Origin of the sequence: Citrobacter sp. HN-141 (genome assembly GCF_033341895.1) — a bacterium.
In the GTDB taxonomy this organism is placed as follows: Bacteria; Pseudomonadota; Gammaproteobacteria; order Enterobacterales; family Enterobacteriaceae; genus Citrobacter.
In genome coordinates this window covers 158,454-177,448 of the sequence record NZ_JAWPBF010000001.1, presented here as the reverse complement: position 1 = coordinate 177,448, position 18,995 = coordinate 158,454, and the positions used below count along the sequence as shown (strand labels likewise).

The 18,995-nt window shown below is 51.7% G+C and carries 17 protein-coding genes; 11 read left to right on the top strand and 6 right to left on the bottom strand.

What is annotated here, in order from left to right; all coding sequences use genetic code 11:
* Positions 1-10: 10 nt before the first annotated feature.
* Both torA and torD read left to right on the top strand, forming a co-directional pair.
* A complete protein-coding gene (gene torA, locus RYZ59_RS00895; RefSeq protein WP_318048910.1) occupies positions 11-2,509 on the top strand; it encodes a trimethylamine-N-oxide reductase TorA in 2,499 nt (832 codons plus the stop codon).
* Positions 2,499-3,131 (top strand): molecular chaperone TorD, encoded by a 633-nt coding sequence (gene torD, locus RYZ59_RS00890; RefSeq protein WP_318048909.1) that lies wholly within the window; start codon positions 2,499-2,501, stop codon positions 3,129-3,131. The genes torA and torD overlap by 11 nt, the downstream gene beginning before the upstream one ends.
* A gap of 55 nt (positions 3,132-3,186) precedes the next feature.
* Here torD and yeiP read toward each other — a convergent pair whose 3' ends face one another.
* Entirely contained in the window at positions 3,187-3,759 is a 573-nt protein-coding gene (gene yeiP, locus RYZ59_RS00885; protein ID WP_005129255.1) for an elongation factor P-like protein YeiP, read from the bottom strand.
* Positions 3,760-3,994: 235 nt separating this feature from the next.
* Here yeiP and RYZ59_RS00880 point away from each other — a divergent pair, with 235 nt between their 5' ends.
* Positions 3,995-4,249, top strand: a complete 255-nt coding sequence (locus tag RYZ59_RS00880; RefSeq protein ID WP_318048907.1) for a YkgJ family cysteine cluster protein — start codon at positions 3,995-3,997, stop codon at positions 4,247-4,249.
* Here the strand turns inward: RYZ59_RS00880 and setB are convergent.
* Positions 4,246-5,427: a sugar efflux transporter SetB gene (setB, locus tag RYZ59_RS00875; protein WP_318048906.1), complete on the bottom strand. Its 1,182-nt coding sequence runs from the start codon at positions 5,425-5,427 to the stop codon at positions 4,246-4,248. The two genes, RYZ59_RS00880 and setB, sit on opposite strands and share 4 nt — an antisense overlap.
* 368 nt (positions 5,428-5,795) lie before the next feature.
* On the opposite strand from setB, the gene fruB reads away from it, so the two are divergent.
* The 4 genes from fruB to RYZ59_RS00855 all read left to right on the top strand — a co-directional run bounded on the left by fruB (position 5,796) and on the right by RYZ59_RS00855 (position 9,951).
* The gene (gene fruB / locus RYZ59_RS00870) at positions 5,796-6,926 is read left to right on the top strand and encodes a fused PTS fructose transporter subunit IIA/HPr protein (protein ID WP_318048904.1); all 1,131 of its coding nucleotides are present in this window, start codon (positions 5,796-5,798) and stop codon (positions 6,924-6,926) included.
* On the top strand, positions 6,926-7,864 hold the full coding sequence (fruK, locus tag RYZ59_RS00865; RefSeq protein ID WP_003834544.1) for a 1-phosphofructokinase: 939 nt from the start codon (positions 6,926-6,928) through the stop codon (positions 7,862-7,864). The genes fruB and fruK overlap by 1 nt, the downstream gene beginning before the upstream one ends.
* Before the next feature lie 16 nt (positions 7,865-7,880).
* Complete coding sequence (gene fruA / locus RYZ59_RS00860; RefSeq protein WP_318048903.1) at positions 7,881-9,569, top strand: PTS fructose transporter subunit IIBC; 1,689 nt, start codon at positions 7,881-7,883, stop codon at positions 9,567-9,569.
* A gap of 145 nt (positions 9,570-9,714) precedes the next feature.
* A complete protein-coding gene (locus tag RYZ59_RS00855) occupies positions 9,715-9,951 on the top strand; it encodes a YgdI/YgdR family lipoprotein (RefSeq protein WP_318048902.1) in 237 nt (78 codons plus the stop codon).
* Between the two features lie 68 nt (positions 9,952-10,019).
* Here the strand turns inward: RYZ59_RS00855 and RYZ59_RS00850 are convergent, their stop codons facing one another.
* Both RYZ59_RS00850 and RYZ59_RS00845 read right to left on the bottom strand, forming a co-directional pair.
* Positions 10,020-11,318, bottom strand: a complete 1,299-nt coding sequence (locus RYZ59_RS00850; RefSeq protein WP_318048900.1) for an anaerobic C4-dicarboxylate transporter — start codon at positions 11,316-11,318, stop codon at positions 10,020-10,022.
* 76 nt (positions 11,319-11,394) lie between these two features.
* Complete coding sequence (locus tag RYZ59_RS00845) at positions 11,395-12,114, bottom strand: aspartate/glutamate racemase family protein (RefSeq protein ID WP_318048898.1); 720 nt, start codon at positions 12,112-12,114, stop codon at positions 11,395-11,397.
* Between the two features lie 352 nt (positions 12,115-12,466).
* Between RYZ59_RS00845 and hypT the strand changes: the two genes are divergently transcribed.
* The 4 genes from hypT (at position 12,467) to RYZ59_RS00825 (ending at position 16,890) form a co-directional block, all read left to right on the top strand.
* The gene (hypT, locus tag RYZ59_RS00840; RefSeq protein ID WP_318048895.1) at positions 12,467-13,378 is read left to right on the top strand and encodes a hypochlorite stress DNA-binding transcriptional regulator HypT; all 912 of its coding nucleotides are present in this window, start codon (positions 12,467-12,469) and stop codon (positions 13,376-13,378) included.
* A gap of 301 nt (positions 13,379-13,679) precedes the next feature.
* On the top strand, positions 13,680-14,621 hold the full coding sequence (locus RYZ59_RS00835) for a pseudouridine kinase (RefSeq protein WP_137384074.1): 942 nt from the start codon (positions 13,680-13,682) through the stop codon (positions 14,619-14,621).
* The gene (locus tag RYZ59_RS00830) at positions 14,609-15,544 is read left to right on the top strand and encodes a pseudouridine-5'-phosphate glycosidase (protein WP_318048893.1); all 936 of its coding nucleotides are present in this window, start codon (positions 14,609-14,611) and stop codon (positions 15,542-15,544) included. The genes RYZ59_RS00835 and RYZ59_RS00830 overlap by 13 nt, the downstream gene beginning before the upstream one ends.
* A gap of 95 nt (positions 15,545-15,639) precedes the next feature.
* Positions 15,640-16,890, top strand: coding sequence for a NupC/NupG family nucleoside CNT transporter (locus RYZ59_RS00825; RefSeq protein ID WP_040230612.1), 1,251 nt, complete (start codon positions 15,640-15,642; stop codon positions 16,888-16,890).
* 99 nt (positions 16,891-16,989) lie between these two features.
* Here RYZ59_RS00825 and RYZ59_RS00820 read toward each other — a convergent pair whose 3' ends face one another.
* Positions 16,990-18,078: a sugar kinase gene (locus tag RYZ59_RS00820; RefSeq protein WP_137383676.1), complete on the bottom strand. Its 1,089-nt coding sequence runs from the start codon at positions 18,076-18,078 to the stop codon at positions 16,990-16,992.
* A 2-nt stretch (positions 18,079-18,080) separates the two neighbouring features.
* Positions 18,081-18,938 carry a deoxyribonuclease IV gene (gene nfo, locus RYZ59_RS00815; protein ID WP_318048890.1) on the bottom strand — a complete coding sequence of 286 codons (858 nt, stop codon included), beginning with the start codon at positions 18,936-18,938 and terminating at the stop codon, positions 18,081-18,083.
* Positions 18,939-18,995: the final 57 nt, after the last annotated feature.

The window sequence follows — 18,995 nt, the reverse complement described above, 5'->3', positions numbered from 1 at the left end:
AGGATAAGATATGGATATTCATGACTTTAATCCGTCCCGCCGTCGTTTTCTGGCCGGAATGCTGGCGGTTGGCGCAGCCAGTGCGCTGGCGCCTAATCCGCTGATCTCAAAAGTATGGGCGGCGGGGGAAAACCCCGAACAATGGATCCAGTCCGGCTCACATTATGGTGCTTTTGAAGCCAAAGTGGTTAACGGCGAGTGGACGGAAACGCGCCCGTTCAAACATGACAAATACCCGTGCGATATGCTCAATGCGGTACGTGAAATCGTCTACAACCCTTCACGGGTTCGCTATCCGATGGTTCGACTGGACTGGTTACGCAAGCGAGAGAAGTCGGACCGTAGCCAGCGGGGAGATAATCGTTTTGTGCGGGTTAGCTGGGATCAGGCGCTGGACCTGTTTTATGAAGAGCTTGAGCGGGTGCAAAAAACCTACGGTTCATCCGGCGTCTTCACCGGGCTGGCGGATTGGCAAATGGTGGGCAAATACCACAAGGCTGGCGGTGCAATGGACAGAGGGCTCGGTTTGCATGGTAGCTATGTGACGACCGTAGGCGACTACTCGGCGGCTGCAGCTCAGGTGATTTTGCCGCATGTCATTGGTTCGCTTGAAGTCTATGAACAGCAAACCTCGCTGCCGCTGGTTATCGAGAACAGCAATACCATCGTATTGTGGGGCTGTGATCCCATTAAGAATTTGCAGATTGAATTTTTGGTTCCCGATCACGACGCGTTTGGCTACTGGCAGCAGATTAAAGAGGCCGTCGCCGAGGGCAAAATGCGCGTCATCAGCGTTGATCCGGTGCGCAGCAAATCGCAAAATTTTCTGGGGTGTGAACAGCTGGCGTTACGACCACAAACCGATGTTGCGTTACTGCTGGCGCTCGCACACACCCTGTATGAAGAAAAACTGTACGACACGGCATTCATTAACGACTACACCGTTGGCTTCGAGCAGTTTTTACCCTACCTGATGGGAGAAACAGACAAGCAACCGAAAAACGCCGAGTGGGCAGCGGAAATCTGTGGGCTGACGGCGGATCAGATCCGTGATTTTGCCCGGCTGCTGGTGAAAGGCCGGACGCAGTTTATGGGCGGCTGGTGCGTACAGCGTATGCACCACGGCGAACAGTATCCCTGGATGTTGGTGGTGCTGGCCAGTATGGTCGGTCAAATTGGGTTACCGGGCGGCGGTGTGGGGTTTGGTTGGCACTACAATGGCGGAGGGACGGTGACGTCAGCCGGGCCGGTACTTTCTGGTCTGGGGAGCATTAACAATCCGCCAGAGGCGAAGTATAAACCGGATTTTCGCGGCGTATCTGAGCATATTCCTACCTCACGTATTGTTGATTGCCTGCTGGAACCGGGCAAAAAAATCGCCTTTAACGGTGAGACGTTAATCTACCCTGACATCAAAATGGCGATCTACAGCGCGGCTAACCCGTTCCACGCCCAGCAGGATCGCAACCGAATGATCGAGGCGTGGAAGAAACTGGAGACCGTGGTGGTGTTAGATCACCAATGGACCGCATCCTGTCGTTTTGCCGATATCGTCCTGCCTGTTACCACACGCTTTGAACGCAACGACATTGAGCAGTTTGGTACCCATTCGAATAAGGGACTGATGGCGCTGCATCAGGTCGTCAAACCGCAATATGAAGCGCGGCATGATTTCGACGTGTTTGCCGGACTCTGTAAACGTTTTGACAAGGAGTCGGTATACCGGGAAAACCGCGATGAAATGCAGTGGGTACAAGCACTCTATGACGAAGGGGTCAAAATGGGTGCCTCGTTCGGTGTTACGTTGCCAGACTTTGACACGTTCTGGAAAGGTGAAGGGTATGTTGAATATCCCGCGGGACAACCGTGGGTGCGTCATGGCGAATTCCGCGATCAGCCCGATCTTAATCCCCTGGGCACACCATCAGGTCTGATTGAAATTTACAGCAAAACGATTGCCGGTTTTCAGTATGACGATTGCCCTGGGCATCCGGTGTGGATGGAGCCGTTTGAACGTAGCCATCAGGGTAGGAAAGACAAATATCCACTGCACCTGCAATCCTGTCACCCGGATAAACGCCTGCACTCCCAGTTGTGCTCAAGTGATGCGTTTCGCAGCACGTATGCGGTAGCGGGAAGAGAACCGCTTTACATCAGTGAGCAAGATGCTGCCGCGCGGGGGTTAAAAGCCGGGGATATTGCGCGGGTCTTTAACGCGCGCGGTCAGGTGTTGGCGGGGGTGGTGATTAGCCCTGATTTTACCCCAGGCGTGATCCGCATTCATGAAGGGGCATGGTATTCCCCACAGGAAGGCGGGAAAGCCGGGACGCTATGTACCTATGGCGATCCTAATGTTCTGAGCGCGGATATTGGTACGTCTCAACTGGCGCAAGGGCCTTCAGCGCATACCGTGCTGGTGGATGTCGAACGCTATCAGCAACATGTTCCACCGGTCACGGGATTTGGTGGGCCGGAGATTGTGAAAGAGGAGGGGGACAATGCAGCATAGCCTTATTTTCCAGCAACGCGCCGCGGTCTATCAGTGGTTTTCACAATTGCTGTTTCGTGAGCTGGACCAGAAACAACTCGCTCGTCTTGAAAGCGAGGATACCCGACAGTGGCTGGCGTCGCTGGCGGGTATTCCCGGGCTTTCGCTGGATGTCAAAAAACTGGAGCGTAGCCTGACGCAGGTTCTGCGTCGTGAAAGCCGACAACTGGAGCTGGCCGCAGATTTTGCAACGTTATTTCTGCTGCCGCCGCCTGGTGGAGTTTCCCCGTATGCGGGACATTATCCGCACACAACAGCGGCCGAAGAACGTCGACAAATGAATGTACTGTTGGTTGAACATGGGCTGGCTGCGCAGGAAAATGAGCCCTCCGATCATATCGCTATACAGCTGGCGTTGATGGCGAGGATGGTGGCCAAAGAGGAAACGCTATCTGCACAATATTACTTTCTGCATCATCACATTATGTGTTGGGCACCCTTGTTCCGTGATAGCTGCCAGCAGCGTGATGAAAAGGGATTTTATGCGCGGGCGGTTAGCGTAATTGTGGGGTTTATACGGGAAGATGAACAGTATCTGGAATCACTGTTGATGGATGATTTTTATCTCAGAAGCCAACGTTGAAAATGACAAAGGGACAGCCCGTGCTGTCCCTGATCGTCAATGTGTGGCAGAGGTATTAGTCTGCGCGACCCATATAACGGCGCTCTTCGATATGAATACGGATTTTCTCACCCGCACTCAGATACTCAGGAACCTGGATAACCAGACCGGTGCTCAGGGTTGCTGGCTTGTTACGCGCACTCGCTGAAGCACCTTTAATACCTGGCGAGGTTTCAACGATTTCCAGGTCGACGGTCTGCGGCAGTTCAAGCGCCAGCAGCTGGCCGTCCCAGGTCAGTACCTGCATGTCCGGCATCCCGCCTTCCGGGATGAACAGCAGCTCTTCTTCAATCTGGTCTTTGGTGAAGGTATACGGGGTATAGTCTTCTTTATCCATAAAGACATATTCGTTGCCATCAACGTAGGAGAAATCAACCCCACGGCGGCTCAGGGTGACGGTATCCACGATATCGTCGCCTTTGAAGCGCTCTTCAACTTTCAGACCGGTACGGACATCGGAAAAACGCATTTTGTACAGCGTGGCTGCACCACGTGCTGACGGTGACTGAATATCAATATCTTTTACAATCAGCAGCTTGCCGTTGTAATTCAGTACCATACCTTTTTTAATTTCGTTCGCTCTTGGCATCGAAAAAATCCTGTAGTGAGGAGTGTCTAAAATATCGCGTCAAACTACTCGCGCCAGGGCATTCAGGCAAGCGGAATTCACACTTTTGCTGGTGCAAAAAAGGTGGTATACACTTCGCCCTTCTGGTTACCTCGTTGTTGGCTGTGTGTATGCCATCTTGAGGCGCGCCGAGTGAATTTGTGTATACTGTTCGCTACCTGAACAATCCGATGGTTTACCCTAAAGAGAATACTGTATGGAATGCCGTCCGGATTGTGGCGCATGTTGCACCGCGCCTTCTATCTCCAGCCCTATCCCGGGCATGCCTGATGGCAAACCCGCCAATACGCCATGCGTTCAGCTAGATGAATCCCTGCGCTGTAAGATTTTTGTGTCTCCGTTGCGCCCAAAAGTGTGTGCTGGTTTGCAACCCAGTGCGGAAATGTGCGGTAAAACGACACGCCAGGCCATGTTGTATCTTATTGAGCTGGAAGCGTTGACTGCGCCTTAAACGTCTTTGATGCGTACCAGGCACACAACCGTCGCGACGATCATCACCAGCGCAAACCAGAATACGGCGTGGTAATTCCAGATTTCTGCGGCAATACCCGCCAACGACCCGGCAATAATCCAGCCGACGCGGATGGTATTGGTGTACAACGTTGTGGCTGATCCCGCCTGTCCCGGCATTAAATCCTGAAAATACAGCATGCCAATCCCGCCGAGGATGCCGATGTAAATCGCGTTCAGCAACTGTAAGCCGAGCAAAACCGCCGGCGAATGTGCCAACAGCATACCCGCATAAAAAAAGAACCCGGCGATGGCGGCGATTCTCATCAACAGACGTTTGCCCAGACGTTTCGCAAAATATCCGGCAATCAGCATGGTTGGGATTTCCAGCCCTGCTGCGGTGCCCATCATGATACCGGCGAGTTTTTCCGGCAGATGCAGTTCGTTGATGATAAACAGCGGCATATTAATGATATAGAGGCTGTTGGTGCCCCACATTAATGTGCAGATAGCAAAAAGCAGCAACGTATCACGTCGATTACGGCGTGGAGCCTCAACCGCACCTGTTGCGAGAGGTACGCTTTTGTTCATTGACGGTAAGAAAAACCAGACCATCGCGCCGCAGACAATAAATGCCACCGCTGCGCTGAGATACATCACCGTAAAGCTGAACCCCATGGCCAGCGCGTAGGCCAACGGTGGGCCGATCACCCAGGCCAGTGAAACCTGAGCACGTAAAATCGAGCTGAACATGACGGCTTCCCGACCCGTGCGATCGGCATGTTCACGAGCGAGCGCAAACATTTGCGGGTTGGCGGTGGAGCCAAAGCTACTGAGGAATACGCCAACAAACAGCAAAATAAAATAGTTACGGTTCCAGGCAAACAGCACGCAGGCCAGCATACCCAGTGCACAGCAAAAAACGATCAGGTTTTTACGATCGCCTTTTTTGTCAGAGCGTCCGGCCAGAAACTGGCTTACCAAAATGCCGATGACGGCGCTACCGGTAAAAAAGAAACCCACCATTCCCGGACGTGCATGGACCTCATCGGTCAGAAAAAGGCTGAGCGTGGGCGTCTGTAATGCCCCGGCGATACCCGTGAGAAAAGCGACAAGCAGGAACGCCGAAGACGTTAAATCAAACGCCTTGGGTGTGGCGGCTACGGGGGTGTTATGCATGTTTAGCTATCAGTGGAGTGAAGAGAGGCGGAGTTTACGCTGCTCGCCAGAAAATAAACAGGGCACTAAATCAAAATCGGCATGGAAAATCAAAATGTCATTTCAGTCTGAGAAGTCCACATGCTGACGATGCTGAAGTTGAGTAGCTGAACGCGTTTTTGCGTCAGCTTGTTTTAAAGAAACGCTGAGAAAATGTGCGGTACATCTAAATTCAGCAAGTTAATTGTTAACTTTACTTGCGTGCTGACGCAGAAAGATCCAGACTTCTTGAAACGTTTCAGCGTCATCTTGCCTTAACTGATGGAGTCGGGTGGCGCCTTTTTTCTCATGTTAGCTGAATCGTTTCAATTCAGCAGGAGAGGAGAATCATGTTCCAGTTATCTGTTCAGGATATTCACCCGGGCGAACAGGCCGGGAATAAAGAAGAGGCTATTCGCCAGGTTGCCGCAGCCCTGGTGCAAGCAGGCAACGTTGCGGACGGCTATGTCAATGGCATGCTGGCACGCGAACAACAAACATCGACGTTTCTCGGCAATGGTATTGCCATTCCTCACGGTACGACAGATACACGCGATCAGGTGCTGAAAACCGGGGTGCAGGTGTTTCAGTTTCCACAGGGGGTGACATGGGGCGAAGGTCAGGTTGCGTATGTGGCAATCGGCATTGCAGCCAGCTCAGATGAGCACCTTGGGTTGTTGCGTCAACTGACTCATGTATTGAGTGATGACTCGGTTGCGGAACAGCTGAAATCCGCCACCACGGCAGAAGAATTACGTGCATTGCTGATGGGTGAAAAGCAGAGCGAGCAGCTGAAGCTTGATAACGAAACGCTATCGTTGGACGTCGTCGCCAATTCGCTGGTGACGCTGCAGGCGCTAAACGCCGCACGTCTGAAAGAAGCCGGGGCAGTAGATGCCACCTTTGTGGCCAGAGCGATTAACGAGCAACCAATGAATCTTGGTCAGGGCATCTGGCTGAATGACTGTGCTGAAGGCAATGTGCGCAGCGCCGTCGCAATCAGTCGTGCGGCAAGCGCATTTGACGTGCAGGGCGAAGCCGCTGCGCTGCTGGTGACTGTCGCGATGAATGATGACCAGCCCGTTGCGGTGCTGAAGCGTCTTGGCGATCTGTTGCTGAGCAATAAAGCTGACCGTTTGCTGAAGGCGGATGCAGCAACGGTGTTGGCGCTGCTGACCAGCGATGATGCATTAACTGATGGTGTACTGAGTGCCGAGTTTGTAGTGCGTAATGAGCATGGTTTACACGCCCGTCCGGGCACCATGCTGGTGAATACGATTAAACAATTTAATAGTGAAATAACCGTGACGAATCTTGATGGAACCGGAAAACCGGCAAATGGACGCAGTTTGATGAAAGTGGTGGCATTGGGCGTGAAAAAAGGACACCACCTGCGCTTTACCGCACAGGGTGAAGATGCTGAACAGGCGCTGAAAGCCATTGGCGATGCCATCGCGGCAGGTCTTGGGGAGGGCGCATAATGAGCAGACGTGTTGCAACTATCACCCTGAACCCGGCTTACGATCTGGTCGGTTTTTGCCCAGAAATTGAACGTGGTGAAGTCAATCTGGTGAAAACGACCGGTCTGCATGCGGCAGGAAAAGGGATTAACGTCGCAAAAGTGCTTAAGGACCTGGGGATTGACGTGACTGTCGGCGGTTTTCTGGGTAAGGACAACCAGGATGGTTTTCAGCAGTTGTTCAGTGAACTGGGCATCGCTAACCGTTTTCAGGTGGTGCAGGGGCGTACCCGTATTAACGTCAAGCTGACTGAAAAAGATGGTGAAGTATCTGACTTCAATTTTTCCGGCTTTGAAGTCACACCGGCTGACTGGGAACGCTTTGTGAATGACTCACTAAGCTGGCTGGGGCAATTCGATATGGTGTGCGTCAGCGGCAGCTTGCCGACCGGCGTGAGCCCTGAAGCATTCACTGACTGGATGACGCGCCTGCGCAGTCAGTGTCCTTGCATTATCTTTGATAGTAGTCGTGAAGCGCTGGTGGCGGGTCTGAAAGCGGCACCGTGGCTGGTGAAACCAAACCGTCGTGAACTGGAAATCTGGGCAGGCCGTAAGCTGCCGGAAATGAAAGATGTGATTGAAGCGGCGCATGCGCTGCGCGAGCAGGGTATTGCTCACGTGGTGATTTCACTCGGCGCGGAAGGTGCGCTGTGGGTTAACGCTTCGGGTGAGTGGATTGCTAAACCGCCGTCAGTTGAGGTGGTCAGCACCGTAGGCGCGGGTGATTCAATGGTTGGCGGTCTGATTTACGGCTTGCTGATGCGTGAATCCAGCGAACATACCCTGCGTCTGGCGACGGCAGTTGCCGCCCTGGCGGTAAGCCAAAGCAATGTGGGCATTACCGATCGTCCTCAGTTGGCCGCAATGATGGCGCGTGTCGACTTAAAACCGTTTAACTGACAGCAGGAGAGGCATAATGAAAACGCTGCTGATTATTGACGCTAATCTCGGCCAGGCTCGCGCTTACATGGCGAAAACCCTGCTTGGAGCGGCGGCGCAGAAAGCACATCTGGAAATTATTGATAATCCTAATGATGCCGAACTGGCGATTGTTCTGGGCGACACGCTTCCTGCCGACAGCTCGCTGAACGGCAAAAAAGTCTGGCTGGGCGACATAGGTCGTGCGGTTGCACATCCCGAGCTTTTTCTCAGTGAAGCAAAAGGCCATGCGCAGCCATATACCGCGCCGGTTGTGGCAACACCAGTGGCAAGCAATGGTCCAAAACGTGTGGTGGCGGTGACGGCTTGTCCGACCGGCGTTGCTCATACGTTTATGGCTGCTGAAGCCATTGAAACCGAAGCGAAAAAACGCGGCTGGTGGGTGAAAGTAGAAACCCGTGGCTCTGTAGGGGCAGGTAATGCCATTACGCCGGAAGAGGTTGCCGAGGCTGATCTGGTGATTGTGGCGGCTGATATTGAGGTTGATCTGGCGAAATTTGCTGGAAAACCGATGTATCGCACGTCTACGGGTCTGGCGCTGAAGAAAACGAAGCAGGAACTGGATAAAGCGCTGGATGAAGCGACTCCGTACCAGCCTGCCGGGAAGAATCAGACTGCGGCCACCGAAGGAAAAAAAGAGGGCGCGGGCGCGTATCGTCACCTGCTGACCGGTGTGTCTTACATGCTGCCGATGGTGGTTGCTGGCGGCCTGTGTATTGCACTCTCATTTGCTTTTGGTATCGAGGCGTTCAAAGAGCAGGGGACGCTGGCGGCGGCGCTGATGCAGATTGGCGGTGGTTCAGCGTTTGCGCTGATGGTGCCAGTTCTGGCGGGTTACATTGCGTTTTCCATCGCTGACCGTCCGGGTCTGACGCCGGGTCTTATCGGCGGTATGCTGGCGGTGAGCACCGGTTCTGGCTTTATCGGTGGGATTATCGCCGGTTTCCTTGCCGGTTATGTGGCGAAGCTCATCAGCACGAAGTTGAAACTCCCACAGAGTATGGAAGCGCTGAAACCGATTCTGATTATTCCGCTGCTTTCGAGCCTGGTCGTTGGTCTGGCAATGATTTACCTGATTGGTAAACCGGTTGCGGGCATTCTGGAAGGCCTGACTCACTGGCTGCAAACCATGGGGACGGCGAATGCGGTTCTGCTTGGCGCTATTCTTGGCGGCATGATGTGTACTGACATGGGCGGCCCAGTGAACAAAGCGGCCTACGCTTTTGGGGTGGGTCTGCTGAGTACGCAAACTTATGCACCGATGGCAGCCATTATGGCGGCAGGTATGGTGCCACCGTTGGCTCTGGGTCTGGCAACGCTGGTTGCGCGTCGTAAGTTCGACAAAGCACAACAAGAAGGTGGCAAAGCGGCGCTGGTTCTGGGTTTGTGCTTCATCACCGAAGGGGCAATTCCGTTCGCGGCACGCGATCCGATGCGTGTTCTACCATGCTGTATCGTCGGTGGCGCGGTGACGGGAGCAATCTCAATGGCTGTGGGTGCGAAGTTGATGGCGCCACACGGCGGACTGTTTGTACTGCTGATCCCAGGCGCCATTACCCCAGTGCTTGGTTACCTGCTGGCGATTGTTGCTGGTACGCTGGTGGCAGGTCTCTCCTACGCGGTGCTGAAGCGCCCGGAAGTGGACGCCGTCGCGAAAGTAGCCTAACCCTTCTTTACTTCCCAGGGCAGAGATTTCTCTGCCCTTTTTTATTCTTTGATCCCGACCGTTGCGGCACCGCCACAATAATCCATCCTGCCTTAACCAAATTCGATAAAGTGCCCTTAAATCAAACTCATCACGGAAATCGAATATGAAAAAAACGCACATTTTTGCCTCTCTGTCACTCGCTACGCTGTTGCTTTCGGGGTGCTCAACCACTTATGTGATGACAACAACATCAGGGGTAACGATAGAGACGCAAGGCAAGCCTGAGCCGGATTCCGGGACAGGACTGACAAAATATGCTGACACCTATGGCTATCACCGCGTGATTAAAAGCAGCGATGTGAAGCAAATAGATAAAGGTAAGACGGTATTGCTATGGTGAGCCAGGTCAGGTAAGTCGCGAAGTTTTCAGGGGGCGATATCGCTTTCGGCCCCCCTGAATAAAACGGGTCAGGCAATCATTGGCGCGATGATAAAACCAAAGGCAACGCCCGCGATGATCCCACCCAGTCCTGGCAACATAAACGGATGGTTTAAAACATACTTGCCCACGCGCGTTGTCCCGGTGGTGTCGAACTCCATTGCCGCCAGTGAAGTGGGGTATGTGGGTAGAACGAACACACCAGTCACTGCCACATAGGAAGCCAGAATGGCCCAGGTGGGTACGCCGAGCGCGACGGCAAGCGGGATAATCAGCGGCGTGGTGGCTCCCTGCGAATAGAGAAGCGCGCAGGTCCCAAACAGTACCAGAGCCAACAGCATCGGGTAGGCCTGTAGAATATTACCCGCGATGTCTTTAATTTCCGCTAAGTGTGCGTCAATGAATGTGGTTCCCAGTGTAACAATGCCGAGAATGACGGCCAGCGAACTCATCCCTGCTCGAAAAGTGGATGTCAGTACAATGGCATCTGTAGATGTTTTGCATAACACGACCATCAGGCAAGCGGCAGATAACATGCAGATAATAATGATATCCCGCGTATTCATTGGACTACCGACGTCGAATCCCGGACGTAGCTGAGGGCAGGCAGCAAGGATGACGATGACGATGGTTGCCAGCATAAACAGGGCCACGGAAAGCACGGCACCCGGCGTCGTACTACTCTGGCTTTCATATTTACGGACCAGGCCTTTTTGCAGGCGTTGCAGATACACTTCATCATCCTGTAGCTCGCACCCCTGGCGTGAAGCGATTAATGCGGCCACCATGGCGGCAACGAACGAGGCGGGCAGGCATACCGCCATGACCTGTATAAAGCTGACGCCGTTTCCTTCCATGATGGTTAACATTGCGGCCATCGCAGCACTGATCGGCGAGCCGGATATGGCCACCTGGGAGGCGACGACGGAGCCTGCGAGCGTGCGTGAGGGGCGGATACCGGACTCTTTTGCGACTTCGGCAATCACCGGTAGGGTAGAAAAAACAATAAACCCGGTCCCCGCCATAATGGTCATCGACCAGGTGATGATCGGCGCAATAATATTGATATATTTAGGGTTACGCCGCATGAAATTCCCGGCAACGCGAACCAGATAATCCATACCTCCGGCGGCCTGTAGCGCAGATGCTGCCACGACAACCGTCATAATAATGAGAATAACGTCAACGGGCGGTGAACCAATTCTCAGCCCAAATCCCAGCGTTAATATAGCCAGCCCCAGCCCGCCACATAAACCGATACCAATTCCGCCGAGGCGGATGCCAAAAAATATTGCGCCCAACACTACGATAATTTCCAGCCAAATCATGATGGCCTCCGCCAGAGAATAATTCGTTATTAAAATGGGTGTTTATTTAATGCAACAATTAGCACGGCATAGATTTTCATTGCACCAAAAGGTGATTTTTACCCACGCGTTTCTCGTACCATTTAATACCGGCGCGAACCAATGAACCGGTTGAATCAATATATTTTTCAGGTGACGTTCTGACAGCCTCAGCAAGGATGACGGGAACTTCAGTACATCCCAGTACGATAACTTGTGCGCCGCGAGAGAAGAGTGCTTGAGCCTGTTCATTCATCAGCATTTGTGCCCGCTTAGCATCACCGGCTTTTAAGCAATAGATGCTTTCCATCACTTTTTCCTGACTGGCCGAGTCAGGACTGATGCAGGTTAGCCCAAGAGATTCAATGCCTTTTTGATAGAGACCCATGTACAACGTGGCGTTGGTGGCGAGCAGTCCAATACGTGATTTTCCGCAGTTCTTGACCTCGTTGATGGTCGTTTCAACGATACTGAGCAGCTCTGTGTGACAGCACTCTTTTAATTCATTAAACCAAAAATGGGCGGTATTACAGGGGATCACAATACACTCAGCGCCAGCATCTTCGAGTTTATGCATATAATCGCGCATTGCCGGGAGCGGGGAATTACCATGATGCATTAACGCGTCAGTTCGGTCAGGAATGTCAGGAATTGATGAAATAATTAATGGGATATGTTCCTGGTCACGTTGTGCCGCGGTAAAGGTGACGAATTTATTAAAGAGATCGACTGTTGCCGCTGGCCCCATACCACCAAGTACGCCAATTAAACCTTTCACGATATATACCTCAATTCACCGATGATTAATATTCAGAGCTACGTTGTATCTGCTGGTAATGTTTAACAGCAGTGAGGCGTGAGGAGAAATGCAATAATGTTTTGTTCAATGCAAAAACCGCATGGATGTGGCTTCGTTTGTCATCTCATCAGGCCGGTATTCAGCCTGAGGTCCGACAATACGCGGCAGGCGAGCGGTTGTGGCCGAGTGGGAGGGAGGTATGGTAATGTTAAAAACGAAGGCTTGATGCAAAAAACGAATCACCAGGTGGCGATGATGAATTTCATCTCTGGAAATATTCAGGCATGATGCTTAAAGCCAATTGGCATATTTAAACATCCGCGTGACAGGCATGAAAAATATTGAGACAAAATGGTTATATGATTTCCTGACGCTGGAGGCGTGTCGTCATTTTTCCCAGGCGGCTGAGGAACGCAATATATCCCAACCGGCATTTAGCAGGCGGATCAAAGCGCTCGAATCAGCCGTGGGGGTACTGCTTTTTGATCGCACGACGAGCCCACTGCAACTCACGGAGGAGGGCAAGTTATTCCATTCACAAACCCGTAGCCTGCTGCAACAGCTGGAATGCAATCTGGATGAGCTCAGCGGGCACAACCTGCTTGGGGTACCCAATATCAAAATAGCGGCGGCACATTCTCTGTCGCTGACTATGTTGCCCAGATTAGTGCACTCAATGGCGGCCTGGGGGGAAGAGTTTGTTTATCACGTCGAGGCGATTGATGTGGTGCAAGCGGTGAATACCCTGCGTGAAGGGAAAAGTGATTTTATTATCTCCTTTCGGGATGAAGACTTAATGCAGTCACCTTTCTGCGGTTTAAAGGTTTTTGAGTCTGAGCTGTATCCCGTCTGTGCGGCTGACGCGCAGGGGAAGGCGTTGTTAGATATCTATCAGCCGCAGGTGCCGATCCTGAACTATACCAGCACATCCTACATGGGAAGATTGGTAAACCGTCATCTGGCGGAAGTGGGGGGCATTTCTGCTCGTACACTGTTTATGTCTTCGATGAGTGAGTTATTGAAAAATATGGCATTAGATGGGCATGGTATCGCCTGGCTGCCGGCGTGGACTATCGTAAACGAACTGCGTGACAAGCGGCTGGTTTGTCTGCAGACGCCGGAACTGATGGTACCTATTCAGGCCTATATTTACCGGATGGATACCCGCTTGAATAAAACGGCTGAGCACTTCTGGCGGATTTTGTACAACCACATGCCGGAGGATCTGGTTTCGCTCAGTTAATACACGCAGTCCGCCTGGTGCATCTGAAAAACCTCCGGTTATCCGGAGGTTTTTTTTCTGACTTGCTCAATTTGCGTTCTACCTCTCATTTTTTCGCGCCCTTGCAAACTGTATCTATAAAAAATTGTGATTCTGTTCATATCTATTTGTTTTAGATCTTGCGGATGGATTTACTTTACAAAAAACCTGGCTAACATGAACACGTGTTTGATTGTGAACATGTGCTCTAATAATCCTTGGTGTGGTAAGGGTTATTTCTGACGAACTCATAAGTGGTAATTATATTGCCAGGGGACATGCTATGCGTGAAAAGGAATACATAGTAACCATTGGCTCGGCCAATATGGATGTCGCTGGGTATTCGCATGCTTCTCTTAATTATGCGGACTCGAATCCGGGGAAAATAAAATTTACACCAGGCGGCGTGGGGCGCAATATCGCTCATAATTTGGCGCTACTGGGGAAAAATTCATGGTTACTGACTGCCGTTGGTAACGATTTCTATGGGCAATCACTGCTGGCGCAAACTAATCAATCTGGTGTTCATGTCGAAAAATGCCTGATTGTTGCTGGAGAAAATACATCAAGCTATTTGTCGCTGCTTGATAATACCGGTGAGATGCTGGTTGCCATTAATGATATGAGTATTACCGACCACATTTCAGCGGATTTTTTGTCACAACATCGTGATTTTATTCGTGCAGCAAAAGTCATTGTCGCTGACTGTAATATTAGTGAAGACGCGCTGACATGGGTGTTGGAAAATGCGGGTGAGGTACCGGTGTTTGTTGACCCGGTATCGGCATGGAAGTGCGTTAAAATTCGCGAGCAGCTCGGCAAAATCCATACCTTAAAACCTAATCGACTTGAAGCTGAAACCCTGAGTGGTATTGCCCTCTCCGGGCGAGAGGATGTTGGCAAAGTTGCCACGTGGTTTCATGAACGCGGCCTAAACCGCCTGGTGCTCAGCATGGGGGGGGACGGTGTTTATTATAGTGATATCTCGGGGAGTAGCGGTTGGTCGCTGCCCATTAAAACTCACGTCATTAATGTCACGGGGGCGGGTGACGCCATGATGGCGGGACTGGCGTCCTGCTGGGTAGACGGTTTGCCCTTTATTGATTCGGTTCGATTTGCGCAGGGTTGCTCATCGATGGCACTGGCCTGTGAATATACCAATAACCCTGATTTGTCTGTTGCGAATGTTAGCTCATTAGTGGAGAACACAGAATGTCTGAATTAACTCTTTCCTCTGAATTATTACAAATATCTCCAGAAGTTCAGGAAGCATTAAACAGTAAAAAACCCATTGTTGCACTTGAATCAACCATTATTTCCCATGGCATGCCATTTCCACAGAATGCGCAGACAGCAATTGAAGTAGAAGAAACTATTCGCAAACATGGCGCTGTGCCTGCAACCATTGCCATTATTGGCGGGGTAATGAAAGTGGGCTTGAGTAAAGACGAAATTGAACTTTTAGGACGTGAAGGGCATAACGTTGCTAAAGTTAGCCGTCGAGATTTACCGTTTGTTTTCGCCGCGGGGAAAAATGGCGCGACTACCGTTGCCTCTACCATGATTATTGCCGCTATGGCGGGAATTAAAGTATTTGCAACCGGTGGTATCGGCGGTGTTCACCGCGGGGCTGAGCATACATTTGATATTTCTGCGGATCTGCAAGAACTGGCACATACCAATGTCACGGTTATTTGCGCAGGGGCAAAATCTATTCTCGATCTTGGATTAACAACCGAATATTTAGAAACCTTCGGTGTGCCGCTCATTGGTTATCAGACAACATCACTGCCAGCATTTTTCTGCCGCACCAGTCCGTTTGACGTCAGTATTCGTCTGGACAGCGCAAAAGACATTGCCCGTGCGATGGCGGTGAAATGGCAAACCGGCCTGAACGGCGGCCTGGTTGTCGCAAACCCCATCCCTGAACAGTTCGCAATGGCAGAAGAAAAAATTAATGCGGCAATCGATCGGGCAGTGAAAGAAGCTGAAGAGCAGGGCGTGGTGGGCAAAGATAGTACGCCGTTCCTGCTGGCACGGGTTGCGGAACTGACCGGAGGCGACAGTCTGAAATCTAACATTCAGTTGGTGTTCAACAACGCCATACTGGCTTGCGAGATTGCGAAGGAATACCAACGCCTCGCCTGACCGAATTTACCGGGCAGAAAGTGGTCGCCCGTGAATATCAAACCTACCAAAACCTGGCGTTAGCGCCGGGTTTCCTGGCATGAAGGGATTTCATTATGGATATAATGAGAAGTGTTGTGGGTATGGTGGTATTACTGGCCATCGCGTTTCTGCTGTCAGTAAATAAAAAACGGATTAGTCTGCGTACCGTTGGCGCCGCGTTGGTTTTGCAAATCGCCATTGGCGGTATCATGTTGTATTTCCCTCCGGGGAAATGGCTGGTTGAACAGGCGGCACTCGGCGTCCACAAGGTCATGTCATATAGCGATGCGGGGAGTGCATTTATTTTTGGCTCGTTGGTCGGTCCTAAAATGGATGTGCTGTTTGACGGTGCCGGTTTTATCTTTGCCTTCCGTGTTCTCCCTGCGATCATTTTTGTTACCGCGCTGATAAGCCTGCTTTACTACATTGGCGTAATGGGACTGTTGATCCGTATTCTCGGTGGTATTTTCCAGAAAGCGCTGAACATCAGCAAAATCGAATCATTTGTCGCGGTGACGACAATTTTTCTCGGGCAAAACGAAATTCCGGCAATCGTGAAACCCTTTATTGATCGCCTGAATCGCAATGAACTGTTTACTGCAATTTGTAGCGGGATGGCGTCTATTGCGGGTTCAATGATGATTGGTTATGCCGGAATGGGTGTACCCATCGATTATTTGTTGGCGGCATCGTTGATGGCAATTCCTGGCGGAATTTTGTTCGCGCGTATGTTGAGCCCGGCAACAGAAGAGTCTCGCGTCACCTTCGAGAACCTGTCGTTTACTGAGACACCACCGAAAAGCATCATCGAAGCGGCGGCCAGTGGGGCGATGACCGGGCTGAAGATTGCCGCAGGCGTTGCGACGGTGGTAATGGCATTTGTCGCCATTATTGCGTTAATTAACGGCATTATTGGCGGCGTTGGCGGTTGGTTTGGTTTCGGTCACGCGACCCTGGAAGGGATTTTTGGCTATATCCTGGCTCCGCTGGCGTGGATTATGGGGGTGGACTGGAGCGATGCAACGCTGGCGGGGAGCCTGATCGGGCAGAAGCTGGCGATTAATGAGTTTGTCGCTTATCTCAACTTCTCGCCGTACCTGCAAACCGGTGGGACGTTGGATGTGAAGACCATTGCGATTATTTCCTTTGCGCTGTGCGGTTTTGCAAACTTTGGTTCGATTGGTGTCGTCGTCGGGGCGTTTTCAGCCATTGCGCCGCAGCGCGCACCGGAAATCGCACAGCTTGGGATGAGAGCACTGGCTGCGGCAACGCTTTCTAACCTGATGAGCGCCACAATAGCCGGTTTCTTTATTGGTTTAGCGTAGCCGGATGTCTTGCCGGATGGCGGCTGACGCCTTATCCAGCCTACGAGGAAGTGCTGTTGTTTGTAGGCCGGATAAGCGTAGCGCCATCCGGCATTATATCTAAGCGGTTTTCAGCAAATACAGGGCATTATCGGCAGAGAGCGTCGGGTTGTTAATACTGACGCTGGCGCGTGATAATGCTGCGCAGGCCATTGCAAACTGCGCGCTTTCGCGGAACTCACTGCCTTCCAGGAAGCTGTATAACAATCCCGCCATAAATGCGTCATCGGCACCGAAGCTGTCTATCACAGTATGCTTCGGCGATGTCAGTAAAAATTGCTCTCCGTCCTTTTCGCTGCAAAAAACGGATTCGTCTTCCAGACACACAAAGATGCGTTTTACGCCCTGCTGATGGAGGTCGTTGACGGCCTGCACGCGATCCGCATCCGACTGGACAGGCTTACCCCATAAAATGCCCAGCTCTTTCTGCGTGGGTTTGAGCGTATGAATACGCGTAAACCAGGTCTTCATTTTTGCTGCTTTGAACTCTGAAACAGTATCAATAAATACCGGAATGTCATCAGCAATCGTAAATACCCACTCGATGGCTTCAGCAGTCAGGTTGCAATCCGCCAGCACGACGCCGGAATGGCGGATAAGATCCCGTGAACCGTTCAGCAACTGCGGTGTTAGCTGTTGCAGAATGTGGGTGTCGTTAATCGCCAGTACGGTCTCTTCCTGCTGGTTCGCGATCGACAAATAGGTGGAGGTGTTATGTCCATGCAGACGAATACAATTGGAAACGTTAACACCGGCCTGACGGGTCTGTTCCAGCAGCGTTTCGCCATAGAAATCGCTGCCAACAGCGGAAATTAAATGCACGTCACGGCCCAGTAGCGCCAGGTTGTGGGCGATGTTTCGTCCCACGCCGCCTGCAGAACAGTGGATGCTGCCGGGGTTAGATGCGGCTTGAGGATAGTGGATGTCAGCGACACCACGAATATCCATGTTTATTGCCCCGACGACGACGCAATAATCTTGTTCGGTAAGGATATAACCTTTACCTTTAATCATTCCTTTGCGCATCAAATCCATAATATGTGCGGCGACGCGCGAACGGCTGATCTGCAAAATATCGGCGATTTCATTTTGTTGTATCAGCGGATTGCGTCGCAGGATCTTAAGGATCTGCTTTTCCCTGTCGTTCATGATTATGCAACCGCCTTTTCAGTTTGCTGCGCTTTCAGCCATGCGATTTCTTCGGCCCAGATATCAGGGTTGATGGTTTCCAGTACCAGTGGGATGCCGTCAAAACGGCTGTCCTGCATGATCCAGCGGAATGCATCGTGACCGATATTGCCTTCCCCTAAGCTATGGTGGCGGTCAACGCGGCTGCCAAATGCGCTCTTGGCATCGTTCAGGTGCATACCGCGTAAATAGTTAAAGCCGACAATACGTTCAAATTCAGCGAATGTCTTTTCACACTCGTCAGCGGAACGCAAATCGTAACCGGCCGCGAAGGCGTGGCAGGTGTCGATGCAGACGCCTACCCGGGATTTATCCTCGACGCCGTCGATGATTGCCGCCAGATGCTCGAACTTAAAACCCAGATTACTGCCTTGCCCGGCGGTGTTTTCAATGACTGCCGTCACGCCCTGAGTCTGAGCAAGGACAATGTTGATTGATTCGGCAATACGCGCCAGGCATTCATCTTCCGGGATCTGCATTAAGTGGCTGCCCGGGTGAAAGTTAAGCAGGGATAAACCAAGCTGCTCGCAGCGCTGCATTTCATCAAGAAAAGCATCGCGTGATTTTTCCAGCGCGTCGCTGACGGGATGGCCGAGGTTAATCAGGTAGCTGTCGTGTGGCAGGATTTGTGCGGAGGAAAAGTGATATTTCTCGCAGGCTGACTTGAAGTCATCAATGACTTCAGTGGTCAATGGTGCGGCGCGCCACTGGCGCTGATTTTTGGTGAACAGGGCGAATGCGGTCGCTTCGATTTCTGCAGCTCGAATAGCAGCGTTAGCCAGACCGCCAGCGGCGCTTACGTGCGCTCCGATATATTTCATAAATTTAACCCGCCATACTCAAATACAAAAAGGGAGAGTATAGCGGGTTAATGGAGG

Coding starts and splice junctions, on each gene's coding strand:
- nfo (WP_318048890.1), bottom strand. CDS start 18,938: ATGAAATATATCGGAGCGCACGTAAGCGCCGCTGGCGGTCTGGCTAAC.
- fruB (WP_318048904.1), top strand. CDS start 5,796: ATGTTCCAGTTATCTGTTCAGGATATTCACCCGGGCGAACAGGCCGGG.
- yeiP (WP_005129255.1), bottom strand. CDS start 3,759: ATGCCAAGAGCGAACGAAATTAAAAAAGGTATGGTACTGAATTACAAC.
- RYZ59_RS00830 (WP_318048893.1), top strand. CDS start 14,609: ATGTCTGAATTAACTCTTTCCTCTGAATTATTACAAATATCTCCAGAA.
- RYZ59_RS00825 (WP_040230612.1), top strand. CDS start 15,640: ATGGATATAATGAGAAGTGTTGTGGGTATGGTGGTATTACTGGCCATC.
- RYZ59_RS00855 (WP_318048902.1), top strand. CDS start 9,715: ATGAAAAAAACGCACATTTTTGCCTCTCTGTCACTCGCTACGCTGTTG.
- RYZ59_RS00835 (WP_137384074.1), top strand. CDS start 13,680: ATGCGTGAAAAGGAATACATAGTAACCATTGGCTCGGCCAATATGGAT.
- hypT (WP_318048895.1), top strand. CDS start 12,467: ATGAAAAATATTGAGACAAAATGGTTATATGATTTCCTGACGCTGGAG.
- fruK (WP_003834544.1), top strand. CDS start 6,926: ATGAGCAGACGTGTTGCAACTATCACCCTGAACCCGGCTTACGATCTG.
- RYZ59_RS00820 (WP_137383676.1), bottom strand. CDS start 18,078: ATGAACGACAGGGAAAAGCAGATCCTTAAGATCCTGCGACGCAATCCG.
- fruA (WP_318048903.1), top strand. CDS start 7,881: ATGAAAACGCTGCTGATTATTGACGCTAATCTCGGCCAGGCTCGCGCT.
- RYZ59_RS00880 (WP_318048907.1), top strand. CDS start 3,995: ATGGAATGCCGTCCGGATTGTGGCGCATGTTGCACCGCGCCTTCTATC.
- setB (WP_318048906.1), bottom strand. CDS start 5,427: ATGCATAACACCCCCGTAGCCGCCACACCCAAGGCGTTTGATTTAACG.
- torA (WP_318048910.1), top strand. CDS start 11: ATGGATATTCATGACTTTAATCCGTCCCGCCGTCGTTTTCTGGCCGGA.
- torD (WP_318048909.1), top strand. CDS start 2,499: ATGCAGCATAGCCTTATTTTCCAGCAACGCGCCGCGGTCTATCAGTGG.
- RYZ59_RS00850 (WP_318048900.1), bottom strand. CDS start 11,318: ATGATTTGGCTGGAAATTATCGTAGTGTTGGGCGCAATATTTTTTGGC.